We start from the raw sequence: 16,478 nt of genomic DNA, 5'->3' as shown, positions 1-16,478 counted from the left end.
GAATCGGTTTATGACGTGCCCGCCTGACTGAGTTAAACTGACGCGCCTTTTTGTATTGTTTAATGGTAATTCCCGGTGAAAATCAGCCTGCGTATTCAACAACTAAATTTAATGGTTCGTGAGCGGTATTCGCATATCTGGGACTGCTGCTGTGATCATGGATTTCTGGGACAGTTATTACTGGATGGCGGTCGCGCTGACTGTGTTCATTTTGTGGATGTAGTGCCTGCATTAATGACAAAACTGGAAACAAGGCTTCAGCAGTATTACGCGGATCAGAACTGGCAAGTACATTGTATGGATGTTGCTGACTTACCATTGGAAAAACATGCAAAGAATAAGCAGCCACAGTTAATTATTATTGCCGGTGTGGGTGGTGATTTACTGATAGAGCTAGTGTCTGCAATTCGACAGGCTCATCCACATTTACCGTTGGAGTTTTTGCTTTGTCCTGTATATCACAACTATAAAGTTCGGCAGGCACTGGCAGGGCTCTCTCTGGGGATGGTCAGTGAATGTTTGCTTAAGGAAAAACAGCATTATTATGAAATTATGCATGTGGCAGTAAATGCCGGCCAGCCGATAAGTTTGGTTGGGGATAGCATGTGGGATTTCAGTGATGATATGCATATGGCTTATCTGCAACAGACGTTGGATCATTATCAGCGAATGGCCAGTAATCCCCGTCAGGATGTCAGTGATGCGTTGCAGGCATATAAAGTGTTATTACCAGATGGTTCTTGATTACGAAACCCGTTGTTTTATTTTGTTTTGCTTTGGTAATGCTGTGCTGAGAATTGAAGGATGCTTTGTAAATGGACTTTTTCGTCATCAGAATGAGTTGATTTACCTTGATGATTTGTAAGGCTAAGTTAACAAAACTCAGTAAAAATAAACTTCTCCCCTCAAAATGGTCAATCAAATGGTTATGTTGCTATTCAAAGCGACGTTAACCCTCCTATGCTGTATGCGGATGTGAACCGTTGTTTACCCGGGATGACCGGAGTAAGCCGGGTTCAGGTGAAGCCTGATCATATCGTAAAAGATGCTCTGGACGATGTTCCTTCAGGGATACGGAAGCAGAAAAAATAAGTCTGGACTGATTGCTGGGAAAACGCATGGGAGAGTGTGCATGAAGATCAATATGCCGGTTACTGAAACGGAAGTCGTAATGCAGGAAGGTCAGGAGCTGGTCTCCAAGACTGATCTGAAGGGAGTCATAACCGAATGTAATCAGGACTTCGTGGATGTTAGTGGATTCACGCTAGATGAACTGATTGGCCAAAGCCACAATGTGGTTAGGCATCCGGATATGCCGCCTGCTGCATTTCAGGATTTATGGGACACTCTCCATTCAGAGGAGCCCTGGATCGGTATGGTAAAAAACCGTTGTAAAAACGGTGATTATTACTGGGTTCAGGCTAACGTGACACCGATTAAAGAAAATGGCCATGTCAGTGGCTATATGTCTGTGCGTTCTAAACCCAGCCGCCAGCAGATAGACGAAGCAGATACTCTGTACCGCAATATCAATGCCGGTAAAGCCACTTTACATGCAGCCCGTCGCTGGCAGCGTTTTAATTTTTTCTCCCGTTGGAGATTGTTCCAGAAATTATCATTTTCTCTGGCAATGGTGTTGATTCCATTGTTGGCGCTGCTGTTCATGGTGGTGGTCGATCAAAACCATGAAATTACTAAAGCACAGGATGAAGTACACGGCGTTGAATTTATTTTGCCATTACGTACTTTGCAGCAAAATATAGCTGAGCATCGCGGACGAACCGCTGCCTATCTTGCTGGGGATGTCAGTCAGTCAGGGCGGCTGGCAGAATTGAAAAATAGTATCGCCAGCAGTATTACCGCCATTGATACAGTGAATGCTGAATACGGTTCTGAACTGAAGTTAAGCACTGAGTGGCAGTCGCTTAAAGCGCAATGGTCTGCGTTGGAAAATCGTTTGAGTAGTCTGAATGCTCAGCAAAGTTTTGCCAGCCATAGTGCCATTATCAATTCACTATTTGATTTTGTCGTACATATTTCGGATAAGTCGGGAATGGTTGTTGATCCAAACCAGGATTCTTCATTGTTGATTACTTTGACAGTGAATGAATTGTTACCACTGACGAATACACTCGGTATTATGCGCGGAACAGGCAGTGCTGCGATTGCCAGCGGGGTTATGAGTGAATCCCAACGCGATGCAATTCTGGTCATGCACGGCCAGGCTGAAAAAACGGTTCATGATATGGAAGACCGTTATCAGTCACTGTTTAAAGCGAACCCTCAGCTGAAAACACTTCTTAAAGGTGATGTGGATGAAGTTGTGCGTGAAGCGACAGAATACCTGAAACTTGTTGATGAGCAGGTACTGTCGCAACGGATGAGCATTGCCAGTACTGCTTACTTCTCTCAGGGTACTGAGGTCATTGATCATGTATTTGCTCTGTTTGATGAATCTGAACATCAATTGAATTACTTGCTTACTGACCGGGTAAATAATTTGCGCATAACTCAGGGCATTGAGCTGGGTGTGGTAATGCTGATTATCGGGTTAGCCTTATTCCTTTACTGGCGGACAGTGCGGGGCATTACTCAGCCACTGAGTACTGCTATTAATATGTTCGAAGCGATTTCCGGTGGCAATTTCACGACTCAGGTAGACCGGAGCCAGAAGGATGAAACTGGCGATGTATTGCGTGCCCTGACCAGTATGCAAATTAAACTGGGCTGTGAACTGAATGAGAGCCGGGCAAAAGCTGAAGCAGCTCTGCGTGTGAAAGTTGCTCTGGATAACGTATCCAGTAATGTCATGCTGGCGGATAACAGCGGTGAGCTCATTTATGTTAACCCTGCTGTCGTTAGCATGATGCGTAATGCTGAAGAAGCGATACGTCAGGAATTACCAGACTTCGATGTGGATGCTTTGCAGGGTGCTAAGTTCGAGATGTTCTTTAAAGGCTCTGACCAGCAAGGTCAGGTGTTAGAGAAAGTTACCTCTACTTATCGCAAAAATATTCAGATTGGAGATCGTCATTTCAGCCTGATTGCTAATCCTGTTGTGAATGAAGTAGGCCAGCGTTTAGGTACTGTTGTTGAATGGAGCGATATCACTGAACAGTTGGATGCCGAGAAACAGATCGAAGCACTGATTGCCCGTTCAGTTGCCGGTGAGCTGGATGATCGTTTAGATACCACAAGCTACGACGGTTTCATGAAAACCATCAGTGATGGTGTAAACCAGATGCTTGATACTGTTGTGGTGCCAATTAAGGAGGTACGTCGGGTACTGTCTGAGCTGGCGGAAGGTAACCTGCAGGAGCGTATGGAAGGCGAGTTCCAGGGCGAGTTTGAGGCGCTTGATCAGGCACTGAACGCCACTATGGATCAACTGAGTGGTACGGTGATGAATATCCGTTCCAGTGGTCAGCAAATAAATCACGGTGCCGGTGAAATTGCCCAGGGTAATACGGTACTGAGTCAGCGTACTGAGGATCAGGCTGCGAGCCTGGAAGAAACCGCTTCCAGTATGGAAGAGATGACTGCCACAGTGAAACAGAATGCTGATAATGCGCGTCGGGCAAACGAGCTTGCCAGTGGTGCGCGAGATCAGGCCGAGCAGGGTGGCCGGGTTGCCGGTGAGTCTGCTGAAGCAATGTCGACGATTAATCAGAGCAGTAAGCAAATTGTTGAAATTATCGGCGTTATTGATGAAATCGCATTCCAGACTAACCTGCTGGCACTGAATGCAGCGGTTGAGGCTGCCCGTGCCGGTGAGCAGGGACGAGGTTTTGCTGTGGTTGCATCGGAAGTGCGCAGTTTGGCACAGCGTAGCGCCAGTGCAGCAAAAGATATTAAAGATCTGATTAACGAAAGTGTTGTGAAAGTGGAGGAAGGTACCCGCCTGGTTGGTGAGTCCGGAGAATCACTGGAACAGATTGTGAAATCTATTAAAGAAGTAAGCGATATCGTTGCTGAAATTGCTGCTGCCAGCCAGGAGCAGGCAAGTGGTATCGAGCAGGTAAATATTGCCATTGGCTCAATGGATGAAGGCACTCAGCAGAATGCAGCGCTGGTGGAACAAACCGCAGCGGCGAGTGAGTCGGTCAACCAGCAGGCACAACAGATGATGGATCTGATTGCCTTCTTCTCGGTAGGTGGAAATGATCAGACGGCTGCGGTACCTCAGAGCGAAGCGCTGAGTAAGCTGATGGGATCGGCCAATGAACAGCGGGTTGTTGAATCACCGGTGAAGGCTAAAACCAGCCGTCCGGTTGATTTTGCACAGAACGCGGGTAATGAATGGGAAGAGTTTTGAGCTAAGTCTTCATTCTCTTAGTGGAAGAGCCGCTAACTATAGCGGCTAACTAACACTGATAAAAAAGCCCGCACTGGTTTTACCTGTGCGGGCTTTTTACATCTGCTTTTTCTCCGCTTGGGGGAGGGGCTCAGAAGTGATGTGCAGGCTTATTTGATGGGTATATTTACGATTTTTAAGCATCTTAAGGGGAGGGGGGATGAGCGATCTGATAACTACATTTCATCTCTGGCTAAGGGGTGTTGCATTGGCCAGACTGTTCCCAGATCTTTTAGCAGGTGCTGATGTTCTTTAGCACAGAGCATATTCTTGACGATGACGCCGGTCTCGCCACCTGTTGCCATTTCATCACCTATTTCAACAGATTCCGCCTGTGCGTTACTGATCAGGCGAATCAGCGGTTCATCAAGTTTCTTGGTCAACCGGGTAACTATGCCTATTTCTCCGCTGTTCAGGATGATGAGGCTGCCTGGTGAGTAGATACCAATAGCATTGATTAACAGGGTGACAAGATCCCCGTCAATTGAACTGCCGCGTTGTTGCAGTATTTGGCGAAGTGCGTCTTTGTGAAGAATCCGGCTACGGTAAGAGCGGGGACGAATCAGGGCGGTGTAGTTATCGGTGATTGCCAGCAACTTGGCGTCTTCACTCAGTTCTTCACCGCTGATGCCGTTTGGGTAGCCGCTGCCATCAATACGTTCGTGGTGTTGATAAATAGCAGTGAGCCAGCGTTTTTCTGTAACACCATGCTGTACGAGTAACTCATGCCCACGTTCCGGATGTGCATCGATAATATTTTTCTGCTCAGCTGTTAGTGCTTCTTCCTGATGAAAAACTTTTTCCTGAATTTCCAGCATCCCTATATTTTGAGTCAGGGCGGCGACGAGAATAGGTAAGCGATCCAGAGGGCCTTTACCCTGACGTCGACAGGCTGCTTCGCAGAGGATTGCGTTGTGCAGAGGATGCGCGAGATAGTTGGGCGCTACCTGATTAAGCTGAATACTGCCTACCATTGCATCGGTGTTTTCATCACAGGCGTACTGTATGTCCAGTGCAATACGCATTATCCGGTTTATAAAGGTAGAATCGTCTGGCTCGTGCAGGATACTAAACGCACCGTTAAGATGATTGAGCAGGGTATCGATGATGAGAAAACTCACCGCGGGTTCGTTCGGATCACGGCCCTGTTGTTTAGTTGCTGTCACTTCTTCAGGGGAGCAGTAGTAGCAAGCTCCCCGGGCGATCAGCTGACCTATCTGGTCATCACTTTTAATGACATGCCCTTTAGATAGCAGTAAAGATCCGCCAGCGGAAAAGATATCCCAGCTTAATGCCTCACCAGCTTTTACATCTTTATGCGTAACTTTTTGCTTTACGTGCTCATCTGTTGTGTTTGTCATGCAGATTCTGCTTATGGTCCGGCCATCAGCTGTACACCTGGGTACTATTTCTGGGCACTACAACTGAAAGAACGCAGAGGTGAGAGCCGGATAATTATTATTATTTACGTATATTCTATTCATTCTATGTTCATATTAACGGCCGATTTTAATAATACTCAATGATAAAACCCCAGTTTGGGCATGATCTGCACATTGAATGTCGGTTAAGTGTTAAATTTTGAAGATTTTAAAAGAATTGATTATCTGTTGCATATGCTAATGGTTATCATTTTTGATGATTTGTGAATTGCTCTCTTGTATCCTGTGCGCCGAATTTAAAAAATCACAGCGCCCGGTAACCGAGTCTATTACTTTTGGGTGCGCCGCTGCGATGTTGTATCGCAACTCTGTATTGGGTTTGGTAATAAGCGAATGGGCAGTCAATCATATAATGTCGTGCTGGATAAGCCTCCTGAAGAGGTAAGCCAGCAAGGCGGCGCGTTGGACAGTTGGTATCGGCAATACCGGCAGTCATTACTGTTACAGATTCAAAGGCAGGTAAAGCATCGCCATATCGCTGAAGAATTACTGCATGAAACATTTATTCGTTTATCTCGTATGCCAGCGTTGGATACCATTCGTCAGGTAAAGCCATTCATTCACAAAGTAGCCAGTAATGTTACTGTGGATTATTTGCGTGCCAGCCAGCGCCAGCCTGAAACTGAATCTGATGAGATACTGGAAGAATGGGTGTCTGATGACCCGGGAATGCTGGAAAAGATTACTCAGCAGCGGGAAATTGATTGCTTACATGCAGCTATTGAGCAGTTACCGCCCCGCAGTAAAGAAACGCTATTGTTGGCCCGGTTCAGGGAAATGCCACTACGTGAGGTCGCCAGGGAGTTGGGGATTTCGCAAACTATGGTTGAAAAGCATTTAAAAAACGCGCTGCAGAAATGTCGTCACGCGTTGTTGAAAGATCTGAATTAAGGGACGCCAAATGTCACAGATAAACGCTTCTGCGCAAGCCAGTCATAAAGACGACACAGCCAGTCAGGACGAAGCACTGGGCTGGTTTCTCAAATTGCAGACTGACCCGGATAATGTTCGCCTTAAACAAGCTTTTTCTGCCTGGAAAGATAGTCATCCGGAAAATGAAAGTCGTTACCTGGAGGTGTTATTGCTCTGGGATAATATTGATCGGGTAGATGAAGCTGCTGCGACTGTGTTGCCCGAAAGTGTAAATGTTGCCGGTTTTGCAGACAGGGTGCGGCCACGGAAATTTTATTATGGAGCAGGAGCTCTGTTGTGCTTTGTAATGTTGGTGTTGATGGTATTTATACCCGGCGCTGCATTAGTGCCTCTTAATGATGCTGATTATATGACTGCCAGTGGCCGGCAGGACATGTATTTGCTGGAAGATGGCAGTCGTCTTTATATGAGTGGTGGCTCAGCAGTAGACGTGGGAATGACTCCAACCGGCAGAACGATCACGTTACATCGGGGCGAGGCTTTTTTTGAAGTGGCTAATGATCCGTTACGGCCTTTTCAGGTGCAGGCCGGGGATACGCTGACGACTGCAGTAGGCACTGCGTTTAACGTCAGTCTGAGTGCATCACAGGTAATAGTGACTCTGACCGAAGGTGTTGTGGATGCCGGGGCTGGCGCTAATCAGGTAAGGCTAACTGCAGGTCAGGAGCTGCTCTATCGTAAGGGAGTAATAGAGGTGCAGGCAGGAAGTACAAGGTACTGGCCTGCCTGGAGGCGGGGGACTGTCAGTGTTGAGGATATGCCAGTCAGTGAACTGGTTACCTTGCTTAACCGCCATTATTCAGCGGTAATCCGTTCCGTTGATCCCCGTTTACTGGATGCCAGAGTGAGTGGGATATTACCCCTTGATGATCTGTCGACAACACTGGAAATGTTGCAGAAAATACTGGGGATCAGGCACGTAGCGTTCTCAGAGTCATTGGTTTTATTACACCGTTAAATTTTTTTCTGTATAGGGTTGGGTAACTGTAACTCGGCAACGTACTTAATATTAAGTAATGCGAATTGTTTGTATTTGTATTTTTGATATTTATTTTGTTGTCAGGAGTTTCAGGTCATGGCACCCAGCCAGATTTCTGTAAATGTTTCATCTGCATCAGGTTCTTTGCGAAAGGCTGTTTTGCGGAAAAGTTTTATGCGTTCATTGCTGTGCTCAGCAATAATTCTGGGCGTTTCGTCTCAGGTTTCGGCACAGCAAGAGGATGTGTTAATCCATCAACTGCAGAATGCTGTACCCGTGCAGAGTTTGCAGCGCTCCTTAATCAATGTCGCCGAACAGGCAGGTTTGATTGTGCTGATGCCTGCCGGGCAGTTTCAGGAAGAGGCTGTAGCACTTGATGCGGATATGACTGTTGGGCAGGCGCTGGAACATTTACTGAAAAATACCGGGTTTCGGTTTCAGATTAATGATGGCAAGCAGCTGATCATTACGCCTGTAGATGCTGCTGTTCAGAATAGCAAAAATGTAGCAAACGAAGCTGATGTGGCGGTGATATATGGTACTGCACTAAGCCGTTATGAGTTTGATGAAGCCTCATCTGCAACAGGATTTCCTGCGGATATTGATGAGTTGCCACGGACAGTTCAGGTATTGCCGGAGCAACTGGTACTGGACCAGAATGCAAATGATCTGAATGAACTGCTGGTGAATGCGGCAGGTGTCACCCGGGCTCATGGGTTCGGGGGAACCGAGACCCAGGTAAATATCCGCGGCTTTACCAGCAGCCATTTGTTTGTTGATGGGAATCCGGTTAGTAACCGTTACAACATTGATTTAGCAAATGTTGAAAGCACAGAAGTCATTTTAGGCCCTGCTTCGGTACTGCACGGGCAGGTAAGTCCGGGTGGTCTGGTGAATATCATTACCAAGAAACCGGAAGTGGAACAGGCAAACTCTATTCAGCTGGAGCTAGATGAATACGGAAAGCAAAAACTGGTACTTGATAGCACAGGGTCGCTATCGGAAGACCTGCAGTATCGCTTGATAATGTCTGGAGAAGAGACCGAAACTTTTCGGGAAGTAACAACTACAGAAGGGACCTTCCCTTCCGAACGACAGAGTTTCAGCATATCTCCATCTATCAGCTACACACCTGATGATCAGAATACCTATACTTTGCGGCTGAATTACGCCAAACAGGAGCTGCCAATTGACCGGGGTACCGTAGCGGTGGCAGATGCCAGCGGCAATATCAGCATTGCGGATATTCCCATTGAGCGCCGTTTGGGCAGTGAGCACGATAAGCGGGAAAGTGAAGATAGCCGCATTCAGCTCGACTGGGATCACGAGCTGGATAATGGCTGGACGAACCGTCTGAAGCTTGGCTATTACGAAAAGAAATTTGATGATTATCAGACTCGACCGGTTGCCGGTCTGAATTCCGTACCTGCGGGTAGTGGTTTTCTGAATGTTGCGTTGGCGGGGCTGAATCGAAATTCTGTTCAATCTAACGGGCAGTTAGTACGTATTTCCGATACTAACCCGAATGTTAAAGAAAGTGATTTGTTCCTGTCTAACAGCCTTAGTGGGGATTATCAGATTGGTGGAATCGAAAATACTTTGTATCTGGGAGGGAATTTTACCCGCCGGAAGGTAAAGGATGCCGATGGTGCAGCACTAACGGATACTCCGGCGGCGCTGATTCCCGGCGGTTTTGGTGCATATGTGTATGACCTGTCGGTGATAGATATTAACAGTTCTGTACAGCCTGCTAATCAGAAATTGGCACAGACACTGCTAAACGACAGCGAAGAAACCATTGATGAATTTGGTCTTTCGATGCAAAACCTGGCACACCTAACAGACAGGTTGAACCTACTGACAGGTATCCGTTATGACCGGTTTGAAATTGATGAAACCAGCACGACTTATTACCGGGCCCGTAACTCTGGCCAGCAAGGGTTTGATAAGTTGGCAACGCCGGAAGTCAGCCGTACTCAAACCAATAATGACAACATCAGTACTCAGGCGGGGCTGATGTTCGATATTACCGACGAGGTTGCGGTGTATGCATCTTATAGTGAATCTTTTACGCCTAACTATATTGGTGTTACAGCGGGATCTGCTGCGTCGTCTGAATCACTTGCACCGGAAGACTCATCGCAGATCGAGCTGGGGGTTAAAACCAGTTTTATGGATGACAAACTGCGTTTTACTGCAGCTGCATATGATCTGACGCGTGAGAATGTGCTCAGATACGAAAATCTGGTGGCGTATCTTAATGGTGAAGAGCAAACTCGCGGCCTGGATATCAGCAGTACTATGCAGTTTGTTCCGGGCCTGAATGTACTGGCTTCTTATTCTTATATGGACAGTGAGATTGTACGCGTCAGTGGTACGTCTACGGCTAATGAAGGAAATCGTCCTTACAGCATCCCGCAACACAAAGCACGGATTTGGGGATCTTACGAAGTTCAGGGGGGAGACTGGGCCGGACTTGGTTTTGGATTGGGAATGGAACACGTTGGTGAGCGTTTCGGTAACGATGCCAACACCTTTAAGGTACCTTCTTACACGATTTTTGATACCGCTAGCTGGTATTACATCCCATTAGGTAATGAGCAGACTTTGCGGTTACAGGCGGGTATTAAAAACCTGACAGACAAAAAGCACTTTCTTGCTAATGGCAGCGGAGACGCGTACCGGATTAATGTGGGTAATCCCCGTACCTTTTACATGACGGCCCGTTACGAGTTTTAATGCTCAGGCAGGTGTTTTTGGGGCGACCGTTACCGGTCGCCTTTTTATTACAGTTGCTTAGCAAAAAAACTGATTAGTTGACGGTTGAAGTCATTATGGAAAGATGTGCGATTAATTTTGGGGTCGTCAGTGCATACCATCTTCCAGACAGCTGGATTGGCGGTGCTTAATTCGGGATTGCAGGGTGGGATAAAAATAAAGTGACCAGCATGATCAATCGTTATGAACTCAGCGTTGCTGCTCAGCATGTTTTCTAAGGGTTGAATATTGCTGACGAAAGGCACGTTTTGATCATTCTGTGCAGCCCAGATCTGTATGGGAATATGGATGTTTTCCAGACTTTCTTTCGTGAAGCCAAATCCTAATGCGGGAGCCGCTACAACGGCAGCGGTAATTCTTGAGTCACTCAGCGCATTGCTAAAGTTGTGGTGAGATAGGTTTGTATCTGAGCGTATTCCCAAATGGCAGACTGTTTCCGTTAGTGGAATATTTCTGTCCGCACAGTAGCGCTGAATTTCGCGAATATCCGGTATAGCACCGCTGCTGACCAGTGCGGTATATCCTCCTGCTGAAAAACCAAAAATACCTATCTTTTTTGTATCTAATTGCTGTCGGTCAGGCCACTGCTTTGTCATATAGTCTAGCGTCAGGCTGATATGCCGGGGGCGATCTTGCATCCATCGGGACGGAGGGTAGCTTTCATCCTGATAATTATTACCGGTGTGGGTCGGAGCTACCACTATGTACCCTGCGTCACTTACCGCTTTTGCGGTGGCAGCATGACTGCCCAGCCAGCCACCATAGCCGTGAGACATAACTATTAGCGGGTAATGGCCTGTTTGTAATGGCGCGTTTAGAGCAAGTTTTTGACGAAACGGCGTGTTAATTTTTGTGGGAGCTGTTTGGGATGATGGATACCAGATTCCAATTGTGAATGCTGTATCAGCCGGATCATAGATTATTGTTTGCTGAAATCCACTTGCCATCAGTGGCGGATTAAACATGATGATTATACTGCTAATCAGCATTATTTTTTTGAACATAATAGCTGCTACCTGATTGATTGAATCAGCCTGTAGTATTCATGTATTGATGCTTTTGTACGTCCTGATTCATGATTCAGGTCGTCCTGAAACCTGTTTCAGGCTATGTTTACGGGCTTGTTAGCTCCCTGTTCTATTGAGGCGTATATGTTATTTATCCCTGTTCCTTTTGTGATTACTGTTGTGATCTGCATTTTGTTATTGCAAAAGCTATATACCTCTCAGGGAGGTAAAAAGTGGCTCTCTGCGGATCATGGATTTACTGCATTGTTGGTTTTGTATGCCGTTTCGTCGGTGTTAATTGGTCTGCGTTGGGGTTATGACATGTTGAGTGTTTTGCCCTTGCAGTCTTTATTGGCGTCTTTGTGGGGGCCTTTGGCCTGGCTGAGTTTTCGTCGTTTATCGCAGGCAAACAGTCAGCTTATTGCCGCAGATTGGCAACATAGTATTCCGGTATTTCTTATTCTGTGTTTAATCGCTTTTTATCCGGCGTGGATTGATATTACGTTAATCGGGATTTTCAGCTTTTATGCGGTGTTGCTGTTTCGTTTGATGTTAGCGGGGCCCAATTCCTTGAAGGCGGTGCGCTTTTCTGAGGCTATATCCAGCTATCGGGCTCTGCAGGTGACTGCTGTGATGATGGTGTTTTTTGTCTTAGTTGATAGCGCAGTATCGATAGATTTCCGTTTTTACGAGGGTAACAGTGCAGGGTTGATTGTTGCCCTGGCTAATTTACCTGCTCTGTTATTACTGAGTTTTGCGGCCAGTTTAGCGGGGAATAATGTTGGGCAGTCTGATGAAGGTATTGAACTGCCATGCTCAGAGGCTAAAGATGTAACAGATGATGTAAATCTGGCGGCTATATTCACTCAGGTAGAGTTTCAGATGCAAACTCAGTTGTTATATCAGGATGAACAGCTAAATCTGAATATGCTGGCGCGCAAATGTGGAGTGCCTGCGCGACAAATTTCCAGGGCGATCAACAAGCAAACGCAGAAAAATGTATCTCAATACGTGAATGGCTACCGAATACGCGCTGCCTGTGAGTTACTTAAAAGCACTGAGCAAAGCATCACCCAGGTGATGCTCGCCGTTGGGTATGTGACGAAATCTAATTTCAACCGGGAGTTTTTGCGATTAACTGGTGCAAACCCAGGACAATGGCGTCAGTCACAACAGGTAACTAAAGCTTGAAGGGGCATCTAAAGTGGGAGTTCAGTCGAGAATGATGTGTGGTACAAAACGGGATAAGTCCTGAGTAATCTGGCTGGCATCTTCCCGCACAGACATGCCGGCGGGTTTGTCATTAACCAGCCAGGAGCCGATAAGAGTGTGATTATCTGCAAAGCGGGGCAGAGGGGCGTATTCCTGATAAATAAAACCTTCTTCGCCGTAAGGGCCTTCCGATGCTTCGGTCTGTTTGCCATCTATATGTATGCTGACATTAGCGCCTTCTCTGGCAAAAATAGGTTTCCGCACATAACGGGTTAGCCCGGATGATGGCATATCTTCTTCGAAATATGATGCCAGCAAATTCGGATGCTCAGGAAACATTTTCCACAGCAGTGGCAGAATCGCTTTGTTGGATATTAGGGCTTTCCAGGGCGGTTCCAGCCAGGAGACTGCAGACTTTTGCAATAAGTCGCCAAACTCTTCCCGTAACATAAATTCCCATGGGTAGAGTTTAAACATCCAGCGAATCTGTTCGCTGTTGATATCGGTAAAAACGTCGCCTACACCGTGGCCAATATCTTCTATATAGGTGAATGTATTGCGAATGCCTGCTTCACTGGCGCAGTCTTGCAGATATTGCACTGTGCCGCGGTCTTCATCGGTATCTTTGGCGCAGGCAAAGTGCAGTGTTGAATCCAGGCGGGACTGACGAATTTCCCGGAATTGTCCGATGAGATTTTCCTGAAGAGAGTTATACTGATCAGCCTGTTTGGGTAAGTCACCGCTGTTTATTTTATCTTCCAGCCAGAGCCATTGCCAAAAGCCGGTTTCGTATAAACTGGTTGGCGTATCGGCGTTATTTTCATAAAGTTTTGCCGGACCCTGTCCGTTGTATGCCAGATCCATACGGGAATACAAACTTGGGTCGTTACGTAACCATGAGTTTCTGATCCAGTCCCAGTAGGTGCTGGGAATCTGAAACTTGGTCATAAGTTCTTCGCTGGCGACTACTTTGTCCACCGCTGCAAGACACATCTGGTGGAGTTCTTCTGTAGGGTCTTCAATATGATTTTCGATCTGACGCAGGTTGAATTGGTAATACACGGATTCATCCCAGTATGGTTCGCCATACATAGTGTGAAACGTAAAACCAAATTCAGCTGCTCTGCTTTGCCAGCCAGGGCGTTCCTTGCTTAGATGACGCTGCATATCAGCCTCCCCGGCTGGAACGGGAAGCGACACTCAGACCGAATCCTCCCCGGGAAAGCGTCCGGGTAGTCGTAGGTTTTAACTTAAAGCTGCTTTTATCTACGCTGATTGTGCCAAAGCGTTTTTTTCCATAAACGATGCCATCGGCACTGGTCCATTTACCAAACACTTTGGAGCGGCGGGACTTTGAGCTATATAACGGGCTTGAGATGTAATCATCATCGTCCCAGTCATTACCGTTATAGAACAGAAATCCTGCCATGACAGGCATGAACCAGGTCTGATTGTTTAGTACGTTGTAAGGGATGCATTGTTCGTCGCCAAACTCTTCTTCACAGGCTGGCTCTGTCTGGTATTTAGGCCCGGTACGAAAAGATTCTGACTGGGCATGGCGATGAGCAGCTTCACAGTCCTGAAGCATCAGAGGATTCTCGGCAATGCACTGAGCAACCGTTTCATAGACTTCAACATCTACGTCGCTACAGGACACCAACATGACTGAAGATACAGCGACAACCAGCGGTTTAAGGCGCGGCTTTAAGCGCTTACGCATCCGTTGCAGGTTTATGGCTTGGGTCCGTTTCATGTCTGTGTCCTTTAGTAAGTCATGCAGGCCGCATTTAATAAACCAACCGCAACCGACAAACCACCGAGCATGATGCCAGCTGAAATCTCGTTGTCTTTGATACGCTGTACCAGTTTTGGCATGAATACAAAGCGAAGAATCATGAATGCAAGAATTTGGGCAACCAGTCCGATGACGCCCCAAATGGCAAAGTCTAGTAGTGAGATTGAGTTTGCCGCTGCGCTCGCCAGTGCCAGAGAGAAACCGATAATTGCCCCTGTGAACCCGGTGGCGGCAGCAACGTTTTGTTCTTCTCTTACAAGTTTCCATTCATCGTAAGGGGTGATCAGTGCATAAATAAATTTGAACGCCAGTAATAAGCCGATAGCGACGGCAAAATAGAGCGCAAAGTTGGTGAGTCCGGCGAGTGATGTGAGCATGCATTAATCCTTTAGCTGTATGGCTTAAAACGTATTCCAGTTAAGCTGGTTAATCCGTTCGTCGGCTATGTAATACAGAGTGCTTCCCGGCGAAACGGATTGTTCCAGTGCGGGATTTAATTCAATAGAGTCGTAGCCGCTGCTTGAAATTCCTATTAGCGTAGCGGAGTACTGTTCTTTCAGTTTTAGGAATATATCCCGAACAGTGACGGCTTTGTCTGCGCCGTATTGCATGGAATATTGGGTCATTCCACTATGTACGTCCAACAGCTGATGGTGCAGTGCACTTGAACCTGGATCCATGGCCGATTTAGCCAACATTTCAATGGCAACCGAAGGCATACATTCAACATTTGGGCAATGCGCCTTGAGGAGCTTACCCAGGCTTTCTTCTTTAAAGTAGGCAATGATATGCGCATCAGGATTCTGAGCAGAACAGTACAGCGCTGTCGTCATCGTCAGATCATCTTCAGGATTATCGATGATAATACAGCTGGCGTCCTGTAATGCTGCGCGGGCCATCTGTTCATCATTGTTGAAACTGTTTACTTTGATGAAGCCAATTTGATCCGGTAATGGATTTTCTATGTCAGCTTTCACGCATAGAGCGACACGCTGATTGTCATGATGATATTCAATTTCCCTCAGCAGTAGCTGGATAAGCTGCAGGGTACGGTCATTATTCCAACCGATGATCAGAATATGTTTGGTGTAATCTAACGTTTTCAAACCTTTCAACCCCTTACGCCATTGGAATGAAACAAATGCGGCCAGTCTGCCGACAGCCAGACCGAACAGCCCTAAGCCGAACGGAATTACAAACAGAGATACGATGTATTTACCCGCTGCGGTCGTTGGCGAATAATCCCCGTAACCAACAGTCGAAGCTGTCACTATCATCCAGTAAATGAAGTCTGCCCCATTGAGCAGAGCCTGCTCCCCTGCAAGCTGAAGTAACCCCCAGCTAAGCCCGATATAGAAGGTGATAGCCAGCACAATGCTGTACCACCGCAAATCCATAAAATGTCGGAGAAAGGCCTTTTTAATTTTGAAGATCAAAGGCATTAGTACGGATTACCTCAGAATATGAATAGAAAGAAGCGTCTTCTGACGCTAATTTACCTAAATTTTTCAACAGTATGAAGTGGCGTATACAAAGATGGAAGAGGGTTAGCTGTTAACCTTATATTTACTCTTAACAGGTTATAACGGCTGGGCGTTAGGCTAACGTTTGAGAGGTTAATAAATGACCTGATTATGAGTGAACAGAGTGAATGATTATTCGTAATAGTTCAGTTGCTGTGCAGATTTGTCTGGGTCTGTTTTAAGTTCCTGAATCATTTGTTAGTTGTCGTTGTTTTCAGACAAGATTCAGATTTCAGTGGTTAGATGAAAGCCTATGTTTTCAGGTGCTTTTCAAGAGAAGATGGACGTTGTGGATTATGTGTTGTGCAGGTCGGAATTTTGTTAATATCTGTGCGCATTATCAACGGGTAAAAACTCATCGTTTGATGGCTCTATTCATCTTGTATCAAGCACTTTTGTAGTAAAAATGTGTCTCAAAATGACACGTGCTACAACGCATTGCCGCTGCTGCCTGA

At 46.4% G+C, this 16,478-nt stretch carries 12 protein-coding genes; 6 read left to right on the top strand and 6 right to left on the bottom strand.

Going from position 1 to position 16,478, the window contains the following annotated elements:
* Positions 1–75: 75 nt before the first annotated feature.
* Positions 76–744 (top strand): tRNA (adenine(22)-N(1))-methyltransferase, encoded by a 669-nt coding sequence (locus tag OCU49_RS19580; RefSeq protein WP_261842227.1) that lies wholly within the window; start codon positions 76–78, stop codon positions 742–744.
* 388 nt (positions 745–1,132) lie between these two features.
* Entirely contained in the window at positions 1,133–4,315 is a 3,183-nt protein-coding gene (locus OCU49_RS19575) for a methyl-accepting chemotaxis protein (protein WP_261842226.1), read from the top strand.
* Between the two features lie 215 nt (positions 4,316–4,530).
* Here the strand turns inward: OCU49_RS19575 and OCU49_RS19570 are convergent, their stop codons facing one another.
* Positions 4,531–5,715 (bottom strand): HD-GYP domain-containing protein, encoded by a 1,185-nt coding sequence (locus OCU49_RS19570; protein ID WP_261842225.1) that lies wholly within the window; start codon positions 5,713–5,715, stop codon positions 4,531–4,533.
* Positions 5,716–6,129: 414 nt separating this feature from the next.
* On the opposite strand from OCU49_RS19570, the gene OCU49_RS19565 reads away from it, so the two are divergent.
* From OCU49_RS19565 to OCU49_RS19555, 3 genes are all read left to right on the top strand, one after another.
* The gene (locus tag OCU49_RS19565; RefSeq protein ID WP_261842224.1) at positions 6,130–6,687 is read left to right on the top strand and encodes an RNA polymerase sigma factor; all 558 of its coding nucleotides are present in this window, start codon (positions 6,130–6,132) and stop codon (positions 6,685–6,687) included.
* A gap of 10 nt (positions 6,688–6,697) precedes the next feature.
* Positions 6,698–7,687 carry a FecR family protein gene (locus tag OCU49_RS19560; protein WP_261842223.1) on the top strand — a complete coding sequence of 330 codons (990 nt, stop codon included), beginning with the start codon at positions 6,698–6,700 and terminating at the stop codon, positions 7,685–7,687.
* A 195-nt stretch (positions 7,688–7,882) separates the two neighbouring features.
* Complete coding sequence (locus OCU49_RS19555; protein ID WP_261842222.1) at positions 7,883–10,447, top strand: TonB-dependent siderophore receptor; 2,565 nt, start codon at positions 7,883–7,885, stop codon at positions 10,445–10,447.
* Between the two features lie 47 nt (positions 10,448–10,494).
* Here OCU49_RS19555 and OCU49_RS19550 read toward each other — a convergent pair whose 3' ends face one another.
* On the bottom strand, positions 10,495–11,490 hold the full coding sequence (locus OCU49_RS19550) for an alpha/beta hydrolase family protein (RefSeq protein WP_261842221.1): 996 nt from the start codon (positions 11,488–11,490) through the stop codon (positions 10,495–10,497).
* Between the two features lie 147 nt (positions 11,491–11,637).
* Between OCU49_RS19550 and OCU49_RS19545 the strand changes: the two genes are divergently transcribed.
* Positions 11,638–12,684 carry a helix-turn-helix domain-containing protein gene (locus tag OCU49_RS19545; RefSeq protein ID WP_261842220.1) on the top strand — a complete coding sequence of 349 codons (1,047 nt, stop codon included), beginning with the start codon at positions 11,638–11,640 and terminating at the stop codon, positions 12,682–12,684.
* 21 nt (positions 12,685–12,705) lie between these two features.
* On the opposite strand, the gene OCU49_RS19540 is transcribed toward OCU49_RS19545, so the two are convergent.
* The 4 genes from OCU49_RS19540 to OCU49_RS19525 are packed head-to-tail and all read right to left on the bottom strand — an operon-like array spanning position 12,706 to position 15,873.
* Positions 12,706–13,872, bottom strand: a complete 1,167-nt coding sequence (locus OCU49_RS19540; RefSeq protein WP_261842219.1) for a glutathionylspermidine synthase family protein — start codon at positions 13,870–13,872, stop codon at positions 12,706–12,708.
* A 1-nt stretch (position 13,873) separates the two neighbouring features.
* A complete protein-coding gene (locus OCU49_RS19535) occupies positions 13,874–14,458 on the bottom strand; it encodes a DUF1190 domain-containing protein (RefSeq protein WP_261842218.1) in 585 nt (194 codons plus the stop codon).
* 11 nt (positions 14,459–14,469) lie between these two features.
* A complete protein-coding gene (locus OCU49_RS19530; protein WP_261842217.1) occupies positions 14,470–14,877 on the bottom strand; it encodes a DUF350 domain-containing protein in 408 nt (135 codons plus the stop codon).
* A 24-nt stretch (positions 14,878–14,901) separates the two neighbouring features.
* Entirely contained in the window at positions 14,902–15,873 is a 972-nt protein-coding gene (locus tag OCU49_RS19525; protein ID WP_261842216.1) for a potassium channel family protein, read from the bottom strand.
* Positions 15,874–16,478: the final 605 nt, after the last annotated feature.

It is taken from the genome of Aliamphritea ceti (genome assembly GCF_024347215.1).
GTDB classification, from domain to species: Bacteria; Pseudomonadota; Gammaproteobacteria; order Pseudomonadales; family Balneatricaceae; genus Amphritea; species Amphritea ceti.
Note: the sequence above shows the minus strand (reverse complement) of the source record. Positions and strands in the feature narration are given on the sequence as shown.

Coding starts and splice junctions, on each gene's coding strand:
- OCU49_RS19550 (WP_261842221.1), bottom strand. CDS start 11,490: ATGTTCAAAAAAATAATGCTGATTAGCAGTATAATCATCATGTTTAAT.
- OCU49_RS19540 (WP_261842219.1), bottom strand. CDS start 13,872: ATGCAGCGTCATCTAAGCAAGGAACGCCCTGGCTGGCAAAGCAGAGCA.
- OCU49_RS19535 (WP_261842218.1), bottom strand. CDS start 14,458: ATGAAACGGACCCAAGCCATAAACCTGCAACGGATGCGTAAGCGCTTA.
- OCU49_RS19545 (WP_261842220.1), top strand. CDS start 11,638: ATGTTATTTATCCCTGTTCCTTTTGTGATTACTGTTGTGATCTGCATT.
- OCU49_RS19530 (WP_261842217.1), bottom strand. CDS start 14,877: ATGCTCACATCACTCGCCGGACTCACCAACTTTGCGCTCTATTTTGCC.
- OCU49_RS19560 (WP_261842223.1), top strand. CDS start 6,698: ATGTCACAGATAAACGCTTCTGCGCAAGCCAGTCATAAAGACGACACA.
- OCU49_RS19555 (WP_261842222.1), top strand. CDS start 7,883: ATGCGTTCATTGCTGTGCTCAGCAATAATTCTGGGCGTTTCGTCTCAG.
- OCU49_RS19565 (WP_261842224.1), top strand. CDS start 6,130: ATGGGCAGTCAATCATATAATGTCGTGCTGGATAAGCCTCCTGAAGAG.
- OCU49_RS19570 (WP_261842225.1), bottom strand. CDS start 5,715: ATGACAAACACAACAGATGAGCACGTAAAGCAAAAAGTTACGCATAAA.
- OCU49_RS19575 (WP_261842226.1), top strand. CDS start 1,133: ATGAAGATCAATATGCCGGTTACTGAAACGGAAGTCGTAATGCAGGAA.